General features: G+C 51.8%; 13 protein-coding genes. 5 read left to right on the forward strand and 8 right to left on the reverse strand.

The window, feature by feature from the left end:
* The first annotated feature begins 2 nt into the window (after positions 1-2).
* A complete protein-coding gene (locus tag GGC63_RS14905; RefSeq protein ID WP_079911160.1) occupies positions 3-1529 on the forward strand; it encodes a DHA2 family efflux MFS transporter permease subunit in 1527 nt (508 codons plus the stop codon).
* A 142-nt stretch (positions 1530-1671) separates the two neighbouring features.
* Here GGC63_RS14905 and GGC63_RS14910 read toward each other — a convergent pair whose 3' ends face one another.
* Genes GGC63_RS14910 through GGC63_RS14920 form a run of 3 tightly spaced genes read right to left on the reverse strand, consistent with a single transcriptional unit; the run spans position 1672 to position 4027 of the window.
* Positions 1672-2781 (reverse strand): ABC transporter permease, encoded by a 1110-nt coding sequence (locus GGC63_RS14910; protein ID WP_192703208.1) that lies wholly within the window; start codon positions 2779-2781, stop codon positions 1672-1674.
* Between the two features lie 2 nt (positions 2782-2783).
* A complete protein-coding gene (locus GGC63_RS14915; protein WP_225948231.1) occupies positions 2784-3773 on the reverse strand; it encodes an ABC transporter ATP-binding protein in 990 nt (329 codons plus the stop codon).
* Between the two features lie 32 nt (positions 3774-3805).
* Complete coding sequence (locus GGC63_RS14920; protein WP_192702985.1) at positions 3806-4027, reverse strand: hypothetical protein; 222 nt, start codon at positions 4025-4027, stop codon at positions 3806-3808.
* A gap of 68 nt (positions 4028-4095) precedes the next feature.
* Here GGC63_RS14920 and GGC63_RS14925 point away from each other — a divergent pair, with 68 nt between their 5' ends.
* Positions 4096-4638: a helix-turn-helix domain-containing protein gene (locus GGC63_RS14925; protein WP_079911162.1), complete on the forward strand. Its 543-nt coding sequence runs from the start codon at positions 4096-4098 to the stop codon at positions 4636-4638.
* A 70-nt stretch (positions 4639-4708) separates the two neighbouring features.
* On the opposite strand, the gene GGC63_RS14930 is transcribed toward GGC63_RS14925, so the two are convergent.
* The 5 genes from GGC63_RS14930 to GGC63_RS14950 all read right to left on the reverse strand — a co-directional run bounded on the left by GGC63_RS14930 (position 4709) and on the right by GGC63_RS14950 (position 11017).
* Complete coding sequence (locus GGC63_RS14930) at positions 4709-5881, reverse strand: response regulator (RefSeq protein WP_192702986.1); 1173 nt, start codon at positions 5879-5881, stop codon at positions 4709-4711.
* Positions 5859-7706, reverse strand: a complete 1848-nt coding sequence (locus tag GGC63_RS14935; RefSeq protein ID WP_318781057.1) for a sensor histidine kinase — start codon at positions 7704-7706, stop codon at positions 5859-5861. Before GGC63_RS14935 ends, GGC63_RS14930 begins: the two co-directional genes overlap by 23 nt.
* 100 nt (positions 7707-7806) lie before the next feature.
* Positions 7807-8604, reverse strand: a complete 798-nt coding sequence (locus GGC63_RS14940) for a carbohydrate ABC transporter permease (RefSeq protein WP_225948250.1) — start codon at positions 8602-8604, stop codon at positions 7807-7809.
* Between the two features lie 102 nt (positions 8605-8706).
* Entirely contained in the window at positions 8707-9597 is an 891-nt protein-coding gene (locus tag GGC63_RS14945) for a carbohydrate ABC transporter permease (RefSeq protein ID WP_192702987.1), read from the reverse strand.
* Between the two features lie 73 nt (positions 9598-9670).
* Positions 9671-11017 carry an extracellular solute-binding protein gene (locus GGC63_RS14950; protein WP_192702988.1) on the reverse strand — a complete coding sequence of 449 codons (1347 nt, stop codon included), beginning with the start codon at positions 11015-11017 and terminating at the stop codon, positions 9671-9673.
* A 253-nt stretch (positions 11018-11270) separates the two neighbouring features.
* Between GGC63_RS14950 and GGC63_RS14955 the strand changes: the two genes are divergently transcribed.
* The 3 genes from GGC63_RS14955 (at position 11271) to GGC63_RS14965 (ending at position 12761) form a co-directional block, all read left to right on the forward strand.
* Positions 11271-11684, forward strand: a complete 414-nt coding sequence (locus GGC63_RS14955) for a DoxX family protein (protein ID WP_256865371.1) — start codon at positions 11271-11273, stop codon at positions 11682-11684.
* A 20-nt stretch (positions 11685-11704) separates the two neighbouring features.
* The gene (locus GGC63_RS14960) at positions 11705-12481 is read left to right on the forward strand and encodes a DODA-type extradiol aromatic ring-opening family dioxygenase (protein WP_192702989.1); all 777 of its coding nucleotides are present in this window, start codon (positions 11705-11707) and stop codon (positions 12479-12481) included.
* Positions 12482-12596: 115 nt separating this feature from the next.
* Entirely contained in the window at positions 12597-12761 is a 165-nt protein-coding gene (locus GGC63_RS14965; protein ID WP_179136035.1) for a hypothetical protein, read from the forward strand.
* Positions 12762-12838 lie beyond the last annotated feature (77 nt).

Raw genomic sequence — 12838 nt, forward strand, 5'->3', positions numbered from 1 at the left:
TCATGGAAAACATTTCGATCGGCCGCACGCTAACCGTGTTAATGGCCGGGGCTTTCGTAGCCATCTTGAATCAAACCCTTATCAGTGTGGCTATCCCGCACATGATGAATGATTTCAACGTATCGGCCACAACGATCCAATGGTTGACCACCGCTTATATGCTGGTTAACGGAGTGCTCATTCCGATCACCGCGTTCCTGATAGAAACGTATGGAACCCGGGCCTTGTTTCTTTTTGCCATGGTGGCCTTCACAGTGGGAGCTCTCATCTGTGCCATAGCGCCCAGCTTCTCGATCATCCTCTTCGGCCGTATTATTCAAGCTATTGGGGCCGGTGTCCTAATGCCGCTGATCACCAACGTATTCCTGGCCGTCTTCCCTCCGGAAAAACGGGGTGCGGCTATGGGAATGATGGGGATCGTTATGGTGTTCGCACCCGCTGTCGGGCCGACCTTGGCAGGATGGGTTGTGCAAAACTATACTTGGCGCATCCTGTTCTATGCCATGCTTCCGTTAGGGATACTGGATATTTTACTGGCAACGAAATGGCTTAAAAATGTGACCAAGCTCTCCTACCCTCCGTTTGATTTGGCGGGAGCCATTTTCTCAACGATTGGCTTTGGAGCCCTGCTCTACGGCTTTAGTGAAGCCGGCAGCAAAGGCTGGACCAGCTTGCTGGTCGTATGCAGCTTTTTCATCGGAGGTATTTTCCTGCTGCTGTTCATTTGGCGGGAATTGACAACCGATCAGCCATTGCTGAACTTAAGCGTGTTTAAATACGATGTGTTTACGATGAGCACCATCATCGGGGCGGCCGTGAATATGGCTATGCTCGGAGCCATGATTTTGCTGCCGATTTACCTGCAAAATATTCGCGGTTTCACACCGCTTCAATCCGGCCTCTTGCTGCTCCCGGGAGCTTTGATTATGGGCGTCATGTCCCCCATATCCGGTGCGCTGTTCGACCGGATGGGGGCACGGCCGCTGGCCATCGTCGGTCTGATTATTACGGCGATAACGACGCTGGAATTCAGCAGGCTGACGGATGACTCCACCTACGGTCACATCATGCTGCTGTATACCGTGCGGATGTTCGGCATGTCGATGATTATGATGACCGTTCAGACCGCCGGCTTGAACCAGCTTCCGCGGCAGCTCGGCAGCCATGGGACCGCGATGTCGAATACAACGCGTCAAGTCGCGGGCTCTATCGGTACCGCCCTGCTGGTTACCGTCATGTCGAGCCGTACCACCGTCCATTTGGGCAATTATTCGAATGAGCTGACAACAAGCAACCCCATCTTAATGGAAAATGTAACCCAGTTCGGGCAGCAGCTTGCCCTGGCCTCAGGCCAGGCCGTGGAAGCAGGGAGCACCTTGGCTATCCAAACGCTGTACTCCCTGGCGGCGACCCACTCCACCATCAGCGGGATCAATGACTCCTTTCTGGTGGCAACGCTGATCACGGTGATCGCCCTGTTCTTCTCCCTGTTCCTTCGCCGGGCGAAGCATGCGGAACCAAAATCCTAAATTTTATAGCAGCTACGGCTAACCGCTGTTTAGCAAAACAATTCATGTCATCAAGTTAACGAAACAAGACCAACCAGAAAAATCTGGTTGGTCTTGTTATATCCACTGTTCCCATGCAGCAACAGTTGATTCGCGTGCATAATCAGTCCCAGCGGAATGTAAAGCTGGCGATGATGAAGGCGACAATCGTCCAACCGCCCAGCAAGGCGATTTGCGGCCACAGCTCACCAAAGCCAGCCCCGATGTTCATCACTTGCCGGAACGCCGTCGACAAATGGGATATCGGAAGCAGCTTCACTACAGCCTGGAATCCCTCTGGCATCGAGTTGATCGGGAAGAAGACTCCGCCAAGGAACATAAGCGGAAAAGAAATCACACCGGCAATCGGACCGGCAGACTCCGGAGTCTTTGCCATTCCGGCAATAATAAAGCCAATAGCCATGAAGGTAAGAGTCCCGAGTACGACTAGAAGGATTAGCAGCCACCAAGATCCGTTAACCTGCGTGTCGAAGAACCAACTGGCTATCAGAATCACGATGATAGCTTGAATACAGTTCAGCAGCAGCCGCGCTGTAATCTGGCCTGCGATAAAGATCGGTGCACGCAGCGTCGTGCTCTGCATTCTGCGAAGGATGCCGCGCTCACGCCACGAAGAGATTTGACCTGCCACGCCGTTCAAGTTGTTAGACATGATCATCATCGCAACAATACCTGGCACAAGGAAATCGATATATTTCAAGTTAAGCGATCTTACGCCCTTTCCTTCAATCGTGACTGCCGGCTTATATTGCGTAATATTCTTGCTTACACCCTCAACGAGCTGCCCGATAACCGCAAGGCCTACATTGGCTCTGGCCGCATCGGTTTCATCGTAATATACATCGAGCTTGCCTGCTGCGGCCGATGAGGTAGAGTACGCAGCGATTTGATCGCCATATCCTTTCGGAATGATGATGACGAATTGCTTATCGCCCTTTTTAAGCTGATCGAGCGCTTGTGTTTCATCCGGGCTTATAACCGCGTTCAAGGGGGATACGGATTGTGCTTGCAGCGCGGCGATCATTGATTGAGACTGTGGTGTGCTATCGTGATCGACGATGACGGTGTCTAGCGACACCCCTCCCCCTTTGCCGATGAATGATCCAAGCATGATCATGAGAAGCAGCGGAAATAGCAATGTGAAGAACAGCATCTGGCGGTTGCGGGCGAAGATACGAAGCTGAGCGAGCGTCAGCTGGATATAAGCGGCTATATTCATTCCTCTCTCAAGCTCCTCCCTGTCATATGGATGAATACATCCTCCAATGTCGCCGTCCTTGTTTGCAGCTCTGAGTAAAATAAGCTCGCTTCGGCGGCCTTGCCAATGAAATCTATCAGCGAGTCTTGAAGATTATCGGTATAAAGAATAAACCCTTCTTTATGCGTGTCAACCTGCTTCACTTCCGCAACCGATTGGAGAAGCTGCACTATTCCTAAGCGTTCTCCTTCCGGCAAGCTCTCATAGCTTGGCATGCGGAATTCAATGGCGCTGTCGGAATGAAGGCTGCGCACAAGCTGCTGCGGGGTATCCAGGGCGATTACCTTTCCCTGATCCATTAGGCAGATGCGATCACAGAGAACATGAGCCTCATCCATATAATGGGTGCTTAATACAATCGTCTTGCCCTGCTCCTTAAGCTTGAGAATAATGTCCCACAGCACTCGGCGCGCTTGCGGGTCAAGACCCGTCGTCGGTTCATCCAGGAACACGACCTGAGGGTCATTAACGAGGGCGAGCGCTATCGCGAGACGCTGCTTCTGTCCTCCGGACAGATGCTTGACGCGATCATTCATCTTCTCTTTCAAGATCATCGAATCGAGCAATGCATCTACCGGAAGCGATTTCGGATAGAAGCTGGCGTACATACGAACGATTTCTTTAACTTTCAGTAAATCGAACATTGACGTCGATTGCAGCTGAACGCCGATCACTTCCTTTACTTTCCGTAAGTTCTTCTGCGTATCATAGCCGGCTACTTTAGCAAAGCCTTGATCAGGACGCCGCAGGCCTTCAATCATCTCTATCGTTGTCGTCTTGCCGGCACCGTTCGGTCCGAGCAGCCCCAGTACTTCACCGCGCTTAACGGTAAAGCTGACACCGTTTACGGCAGTATGATCTCCGTATTTCTTTACAAGTCCATCGACAATAATAATTGCTTCGCTCACATCGTCATCAACTTGCATCGGCTCATTTATGTTTCTCATTATAACCTCCTCAGTTGTTCCTCCACTTCATTTTAGCATGTTATCGCGGGAAAGTTTCTTATAGATTGCTTGGATTTGTCCAAAACCGCTGCAAAAAAGCCGCAGCCTGCAGCCACGGCTTCCGTTCTGCACAGAGCTGCGCTGGCCAGCTCCCGGACGGTTCTCACGGCAGGGGCTTGGTCTGCAGGCAGATTCGGCAGCCGCGGCCGGTGGTCTGCATAGAGTGGCTCCCAGAAGCAACCGCTGCTTTGCAAATCGCTCTCCGATTCGCTAAGATGATAGCAGCAGCAAGCACATTAAGGTGAAAAATGGGGATGGAAGCATGGAGATTGGAGCGACGATTCGGGCAATTCGCAAAAAAAGAGGGATCACCATAGGACAGCTATGTGAAGCGACAGGACTCTCGCAAGGATTTATGAGCCTCGTTGAGAACAACAAGACCTCTCCCTCGCTGGCCACCTTGGATTCCATTGCCGGCGTCCTGAAAGTCCCGCTAGCGTTTCTGCTGCTCAAGCAGGAGGAACGGATGAAAGTCGTCCGCAAGGAAGAACGCACCTTCAGCTTGTACAAGGATCAGCTGAAGGTTGAGCATCTGGGGGAGGAAGGCGGACTGCGCATGATTCTGATCGAGATTCCTCCGGGGCCGCCCATGACGGAAGAGCCTAGCGTTCACGAAGGAGTGGAATGTCACCTCATTCTGAAAGGAACCCTGCTCGTAACCCAAGGCGAGGATGAGTTTGTTCTGGGCGAAGGAGATACCTTCACTTGGCAGGCCTGTGTGCCTCATAAAGTGGTCAATATCGGGGAGGACCAGGCCGTCATCCTGATCGCCAGCTACAATGAAAGCAGAGCGGGCCGTTCCTGACTGCAGGAAACGCCCGCAAAAATAAGCCACGGCTGCCCATCTTGGGAAAGCGGTGGCTTTTTGATTTAACTTAGGAGCCGCACTCGAATTGCTTGCGGTATTCCGTTGGGGTAAGGGTCAGCTTCTTGCGGAACACCTGGGTGAAATGCCGCATATCCTGATAGCCCACCCGCTCCGCGACGTCAGCGATTTTCAGATACGGATCCTGCAGCAGCTCCTTGGCTCTCTCCATTCGCAGCTGAATGACATATTCCTTATAGCCCTGACCGATCTTTTGCTTGAATAACTGGCTGAAGTATACCGGATTGAGATAAACGACCGAGGCAACCTTCTCCAGGGACAAGTCAGCGCCATAATGAGTTCGGATATACTGCAAAGCGATATCAATCGGGCCTTCGCCGCCTTTCTCCAGCGGCTTTGCCACCGGAGCCGCGATGTGCAGCTTGAGCTTTTTCACCTCATCGGGAATGCGTTCGAATTCGGTTAGCCCTGCGCTGACGAACAAGTGAAAAGGAATTTTCAAGCATTGGTGCAGGTGGCTCTTCAGCTCGGCCCGGAAGGTCTCCAGACCAATCCCCGGACGCAGAGTCACCAAACCGAGCAGGCTATGGGTATCCAGGCTGACCACGAAGCCGTGGCCCTGATGTTCGATGAGCTCGGACAGCACATTATCTACGATAAAATGCTCCAGCTGAATGCGGTTGGTATGCTCAAGCCGTACCATAACCAAATGAAAATGTGAATGCTGCTCCATCATATCGGTCATGTCGAAGCGTCCAATGTCGAGACCCGAGGCCCAGCGTTGAAACACTGCTTCGCGCAAATATTTCAAATTGGATTTGAGAAGCTGCGTTTCTTTCGTCAAGCGGCTGTCCCTCTTCAGCTCGGCATCCAGCGCAGCTATAAGTCCGATCAGCTTTTCCTTGCCTATAGGCTTAATAAGGTAATCCCGCGCTCCGAGCCGGATCGCTTCCTGTGCGTAGGCAAACTCGGAATAGGCCGAGATCACAATCCATTTGACGTGGGGATGCCGGCGCCGGGACAGCTTCATAAGCTCCAGTCCGGTCATGCCGGGCATCAGGATATCGGTAAATACCGCATCCACCTGCTCGCTTTGCAGCACTTGAATGGCTTCCTCGGGAGAAGCCGCCAAAAGGATTCGATACTCGGGATATCCCGCCTGTATGGCGCGCCTGACCCCTTCGCGTATGATCTTCTCATCATCGACGACCAGAATATTCATGCAAGCTGCCCCCTTCTGCTTCCAAAGGCTTTATTAGAGGTATCGTAATCGTAACAACCGTTCCCTCTCCTTCGCGGCTGCGGATCGAGAGGCCGTAGGACTCCCCGAACATAAGCTGCAGGCGCTGATGTACATTGTGCAGCCCGATGCCCTGACGGCTCTTCACGGCTGTTTCTGCCGAGTCGGCGGGTTGCTGAGCAGCCTTCCGCGGGCCCTCGGCGAGCGACAGGTTGAGCCGTTCGAGAACAGGTCCTTCCATACCAGGGCCGTTATCTTCAATATACACATGCAGAATAGATCCGGCTGCCTCGCCAAAAACCCGCAGCATCCCTGCCTCGTGCATAGGCTCCAAGCCATGCTTCACTGCGTTCTCGATGATCGGCTGCAGCGTCATCTTGGGCAGCCGGATCGCATGCCAGCTCTCGTCGATTCGGATATCCGTACGCAGCCTTCCCTCGAGCCGGGTCTCGATGATCGTCAAATAATGACCGATCTGCTCCAGCTCCTCACCTAAGGTCACGACCGAATTCTCCTCCCAATGGCTGCTGTAGCGGAACATGTGCGACAAGGAAAGGACGACCCTTCCCAGCCGGTCGTTCCCCTGCTCATCGAGCATCCAATAAATCATATCGAGCGTGTTGTACAGAAAATGAGGATTGACCTGAGACTGCAGAGCAAGCAGCTGAGCGTTCTTCTCGCTCTCGGACACTGCCCTGATGCGGTTGATCAGCTCTTCCATCCGGCCGACCATCTGATTGAACGAGGCTACCAGAATATTGATTTCTTCATAGGAATTGACGTTAAGCACTCCATGGAAATTCCCGCGTTCCACCTGCTTCATTTGATGAATGAGCCGTTTCAAGGGAGAAGCGAACGATTTGGAGACGAGTGTGGCCATCACCGTAGCAACGACCACGAGAATCGAGCCGACGATCAGCAAATAATGCTTCATCTGATCCAGCTCAACATTCAAGTCCTTGGAGGGGGTCAGGCTGATAAACTGCCAGTCCGCCAATGCGGGTCTCGACGCTACGACCAGAATGCCGGATTGCTCCCTTACGAGCACCTCATGCTCCTGAAGCGGATGGTCCTCGAGCGACTTGAGCAGCTTGGAATCAGCCTCTAACGTGCCGCTTGAGCCCATCACCTTGCTGTCCTTGGATAGCATATAAGCCTCGCTGTGCGCTCCCAGGCTGAGGTTGGACAAGGCAGACACCACCTGGTCCGGCGTCATTTCCACAAACAGCACTCCGATAGGCTGATGCGTATGAAAATCGTATAAATGCCTGCCAAAGGCAAATACAGGGCGTTTCTCATTCTGATCAATCATGGACCGGTCCTTCACACCGAACCAGACCAGCTCCCCGGTCGAAGCCTCGACCTGCTTATACCAATCTGTTGCGGCAAAATTCGAATCTACCACGCTCATCATGCTGCCATAGCTGTAGACGGCGCCTTCGTTGGAGATCACGTGGATTCCGATAATATCCTCCCGCGAGTTGAAGAAGCCCCCTAATATATTAACGATCGTCCGTTCATTAATGGCTTTCACTGCAGGGTCCTTATGGCTGTCGTCCACAATCAGCCGCTGCAAATCCAGATTGCCCGCAATGGATTTGGACAGCATATTGTACCCTTGCAGCAGCAAATCAAACAGCTGCAGCGTCTGATACACGTTTTTTTCCGCAATTTCGCTGAATTTATGATGAAATTGATCGGTCGAGCGCTTGTAATAGAGCCCGCTCACAACCAGAAGCAGGCTGAGCATGCAGATAAGAAAAAGGAAAAACAACCGGTTGTGGATCGAATGAAGCCCTCTCCGCACGAATGACGTCTCCTTTCGCTAAACTGCCTGCTTTTACTATACAACATCGCTTTGTGTTTGAGCAGATGCCCCCGTGCGATACAAGGAAATTTTGTAATCTCTATCCTTTAACGGCTCCGGCGACCATTCCCTTCGTAATTTTCTCCGACAGGAGGAAATAGATGATGACAACCGGCACGGCCCCCATGACGAGAAAGGCTCCGATAGCTCCGTAGTTGGCCGAGTATTGGCTGACAAAGCTATAGACGCCGAAAGGCAGCGTTTTAAGCTTCTGGGACGAGATAAACGTGGCCGCCATAATGTACTCGTTCCAGACCGAGATAAACGTTAATATACAGACGGTCATGATAGGCGGTACGGAGATCGGCAAAATAATGCTGCGGAACAGCCGAAGGATGCTCGCACCGTCCATAATGGCGGATTCCTCGATCTCCACCGGAATCGATCGCATGAAGCCGGACAGAACGAAGACGGCAATCGGCGTGGAGAAGGAAATGTACGGCAATATCAATGCCAAATACGTATTCAGAATGCCCAGGTGCTTAAAAATGATCATATTGGGCAGCAGCGTCGCTTGCAGCGGTATCATGATCCCGACGAGGAACACCAGCATCACTGCGTTCCCGTAACGGAACCGGAACCTTGTTATCGCATACGCGACCATCGAGCAAAGCACGATGACCGTCAGCATCGTTACCGATGTGACGAAAAAGCTGTTAAACAAATACCTCAGATAATTCCCCGAAACATAGGCGTCCTTAAAATTATGCCACTGGGGCGACTGCGGAAGCGAGAAGAAGCTTCCGCTTAATATTTCTTCATTGGTCTTCAGTGAATAGAGCAGCAGCCAGACAAGCGGATAAATCTGTGTGACGAACAGCACGGACAGCAGCACCATGACGAGGCCTTTGCCTGCCGAAAACCGGCTTCGGCGGGCTTTCACGGTGCTCGGAACAGTGACTCTACCGGTTATGGAGCTCATAGCGGGCTCTCCTCTCAATTAAGCATACTTATTTTCCAGCCAGCGGAACACGGCATTCAACAGGACGGTCACGACAAGGCATTCTACGACGAGGAAGGACGCCAGAGCGCTTCCGTAGCCATATTTCATGGATAAAAAGGACATGTTGTACATATGGGTCGATATGACGTCTGTCGCGTGGCCCGGTCCTCCCGCAGTCATGACCATAATCAGGTCGAACGACTGCAAGGATCCAATGACGGAGAGAACAATCGATATTTTAAAAATCGGCAGCACCATAGGCAGCGTAATGTAACGGTCAGCAGTCAGCCCTTCAGCGCCGTCGATACGAGCGGCCTCGTAAATGTCTGCCGAAATATTTTGTATCCCCGTAAACTGGATCAGCACATGGTAACCGAGATACTGCCATAAGGCTACGAAAAAAAGAGAGAAAATGGCGACCTTCGGGTCGGAAATCCATTCCCGGGTCCAATCCTTGAGGCCAGCGGAGATAAGAACCTGATTCAGCATGCCGCCAAGCGATGCGGGATTATAGATCGTTTTCCACAGCTGCCCTATCACGACAACCGACAGGATAACAGGCAAAAAGTAGCTCGATACCCAGAAATTCGGCTTGCGGACGAAACGGCTGATCAAGATGGCAATGAACAGCGCAATGGGAATCTCCGCCATCGAAAATAAAGCGAACAGCAGTGTTCTTCCGACAGAGGGCCAAAAAACCGGGTCCTGCCTAAACATCGTCTTGAAATTGTCCAGACCGATAAACTCCGACGTGCCAATTCCGTTCCAATCCAGCAAGCCGCTGTAAAAGGAGACGAGAATCGGAATAAAAACCAACAGCACATACAAGAGTAAGCAAGGGAGCACGAATAAAGCGATGGTCCATTTCGGAACCCTTAGTGCGTTCAACTGTAACATCCTCCTTGTCTAAGGATAAAGGGAACCGTCCAACTTCCCGGTTCCCTTCCCACCTAGCTTCGTTTTATTTGTTGTTCGCCTCGAAGGCCGCTTGATGCTCCTTCCCTACTTCCTTGGGATCCTTTTTCTGGACGAACAGGTTTTGAATGCTGGTCAAGTGAGCTTGAGTTGCTCCCGGGTTCATCGTGTTGTCGAAGGCCAAATCCCCGCCCTGTACCGTTTTAAACAGCTCCAGCACATCGATAGACAGCTGCGAATAGCCCGCGGCTTTGAAATCGCCGTCTACTTTTTGCGCCAGACCGACTGCATTGTTCAATTCAAACGATACTTTCGGGAAGTTCACCATGAAATAATTCAAGAAATCCTTCGTTTCCTTCAAATGCTTGCTGTTAGCCGATACGGCGAAGCCGCTGCCCGGAGCCAGCATGTATTGATCCGGATTTCCTTTTCCGTCCACCGTCGGGAACTTGAACACGCCGACCTTGCTTTTGATCGATGAGTCGTCGATGCTTCCCGTTGCCCAGGTGCCCATATAATACATGGCGGTTTTACCGCTGCGGAACAGGTTTTCGCCTGCATTATAGTCGAACGAGGTTGCCCCTTCCTGGAAGGCGCCGGCTTGGATGAGGTCCTGAAGCTTGGAAACAGCCAGCTCAAACGCCGGATCGTTGAATGTTTTCTTCTTATCCATAACATCCTTCAAGAAATTCGGTCCGCCGTTCGTCCGCAGCACCATGTTCATAAATAAGAAGGAGCCGGTCCATGTATCTTTCTCGGGGATGGAAATCGGTGTAATCCCTTTTGCCTTTAATTTTTTGGATACGTCCACCAATTCCTCGAACGTCTTGGGCACCTCAACGCCGGCTTGGGCGAAGAGCTCCTTATTGTAATAGATGACCCCAAGGTTGTTGCCGTCCGGGAAAGCGTATACGTTGTTATTGAAGGTGTAATAATCCAGAATGCCCTTCTGGAACGTGTCCTTCAGCCCGTTCTTATCCAGCACATCGTTCAAAGGCGCCAGCAGGCCGGCATCTACGAACGGCTTCATTTGCGCGCTGGGATTCACCATCGTAATATCCGGAACCTCCTTGGAGGCTGCCTGGGTTTTGAGCTTCAGCTTCTGCTGGTCCGTGTTCAGAGAGTCCAGCTCAATTTTAATGTTCGGATTTGCTGCCATGTAATCGGCTACAATTTTATGGACTACTTTATATTTTGGGGTCGTCGGATCCGGATATATATTTTGAAAGGTGACGGTGACCGCAGACTGCTTCTCCTTATCTTTGGCGGTATCGCCGGAGCCGCCCCCCTGATTCGTTTGACCCGGCGCCGGGCTGCCCCCTCCCCCGCATGCCGCAAGACTTAATACCAGCGTTCCGGTCAAAGCCAGATGGACCTTACGCATTCTCCTCATTAGTGCTCCCCCTCACATCGATTCTCCTTGCTACATGCTTATTATGGCATCCCGGAGAACCATTCAACAATGAACAAACTTAAGAGGTTAGGTTTGTTTTTTCTAGTGGAGACATTCGCGGAGGCGACTGATTTATTAATAATATAAATATTATATTTGTATGATAAATATTTCTTCTTGACGCTCCGCGGCAAACATGTTATTTTTTATTTAAAGTAACTTACAAATTTATAGTTAAAAGGAGAGAATGTTTGTGCCAAAAGGAAGTATTATTCATACGATCGTACGCATCCTATTCGGTGTAATGTTCATGGCTCATGGTATAGCAAAGCTGCAAATGGGGTTAAGCAATGTGGCGGGCTGGTTCAACAGCATCGGGCTGCCTGGCCAGCTGGGGTATGTGGTTGCCCTCCTCGAATTGATCGGGGGGATCCTTATCATCGTCGGCTTCGCAACCCGTTATATATCAATCGCTTATATTCTGCTGATGGCCGGCGCCATTATCAGCACCAAGCTGCCGATGGGTCTTCTCGGAGACGGCAAGGCTCCGGGCTTCGAGCTTGAGCTGGCTTATATGCTGATCGCTCTCTTCTTAAGCGTCGAACCGAAAAAAGGCTGGGGAATCGACCGCCTGTTCGGACGTTCTGCAAATGCAACCCAATCTTAATTGGAGGAGGCTTCAAGAACATGGGAACATCCTTTTTTATCGGTCATGGATCGCCTATGCTGGCGATTCAGGATCTCCCTTACACCCGGGAGCTCCGTCAGCTGGGTGAGCGGCTGGGCAAGCCGGAAGCGGTTATTTTGTTCTCGGCCCACTGGGTAAGCCGCCAGCAAGAGCTTGCGTCAACGGATCAAGTCTACGAAACGATTTACGATTTCGGCGGATTTCCGGATGAGCTGTTCCGGGTCGTATACCCGGCGCGCGGTTCGGTCAGCATCGCTGATGAGCTCCATGGCTTGTTCGAGGCGGCCGGCATCCCGGCAGCCCGCAACACCGTCCGCGGACTCGACCATGGATCCTGGGTCGTGCTGCGGCACATGTATCCAGAGGCCGATGTTCCGGTGATCGCCCTCTCCGTCAATCCGCTGCTGCCCCCGGAGCAGCAATATCGTATCGGGCAAGCCTTGGCGGAATTTAGCGACCAGAGGAACGTCGTCATCATCGGCAGCGGCGCGACCGTGCATAACTTCCGCGCCATGGACTTCGGCAAGCCGGAGCAAGCCGACAGTTGGGCCAAAGAATTCGACGATTGGCTCATCGGCCGCATGCAGGACTGGGATACCGCAGCCTTGTTCGATTATTTGAAGCAGGGTCCTTACGCGAAGGTGGCAACGCCCGACTACGAGCATTTCCTTCCGGTCTTTATCGCGATGGGTGCAGGGGATACCCGCAAGAAGGCCAAACTGCTGCATCAAAACTATCAATACGGCTCGCTCAGCCATTTGATCGTTCAATTTTAATTTAGAAGGCGGCTGCCCCGCGGGCGGCCGTCTTTTTGCTTGTTGAAGATTGAAAAAACCGTTTGGTGGAAATAATAACAAACAGGAAAGAAACCGGTTACAGGGAGCGATGCGAATGCAGTATAACCTCACGACCAAACGTGATATGAAAGAAATTATTTTATCCGCTATCGAGCAGGAGAAATGGAATGCCGCCATCAAGCTGATCCAGACGGTCCAAGAGATGGAGCGGTGCGGCAGAGATAGCATTCTCATCGAGATTAAGCAGCATCCTTCCTGACTGCCGTTTGCAAAAGACCGCCTTAGCCTGGTCTGTTCACTAGGCGAGTCACCCTGCATCCAGCCCCTTCATATTCT

The organism is Paenibacillus sp. OAS669, from assembly GCF_014873645.1.
In the GTDB taxonomy this organism is placed as follows: Bacteria; Bacillota; Bacilli; order Paenibacillales; family NBRC-103111; genus Paenibacillus_S; species Paenibacillus_S vulneris.

Coding starts and splice junctions, on each gene's coding strand:
- GGC63_RS14905 (WP_079911160.1), top strand. CDS start 3: ATGGAAAACATTTCGATCGGCCGCACGCTAACCGTGTTAATGGCCGGG.
- GGC63_RS14915 (WP_225948231.1), bottom strand. CDS start 3,773: ATGAGAAACATAAATGAGCCGATGCAAGTTGATGACGATGTGAGCGAA.
- GGC63_RS14925 (WP_079911162.1), top strand. CDS start 4,096: ATGGAGATTGGAGCGACGATTCGGGCAATTCGCAAAAAAAGAGGGATC.
- GGC63_RS14930 (WP_192702986.1), bottom strand. CDS start 5,881: ATGAATATTCTGGTCGTCGATGATGAGAAGATCATACGCGAAGGGGTC.
- GGC63_RS14940 (WP_225948250.1), bottom strand. CDS start 8,604: ATGGTGCTGCTGTCCGTGCTGTTCGTCACACAGATTTATCCGCTTGTC.
- GGC63_RS14950 (WP_192702988.1), bottom strand. CDS start 11,017: ATGAGGAGAATGCGTAAGGTCCATCTGGCTTTGACCGGAACGCTGGTA.
- GGC63_RS14960 (WP_192702989.1), top strand. CDS start 11,705: ATGGGAACATCCTTTTTTATCGGTCATGGATCGCCTATGCTGGCGATT.
- GGC63_RS14965 (WP_179136035.1), top strand. CDS start 12,597: ATGCAGTATAACCTCACGACCAAACGTGATATGAAAGAAATTATTTTA.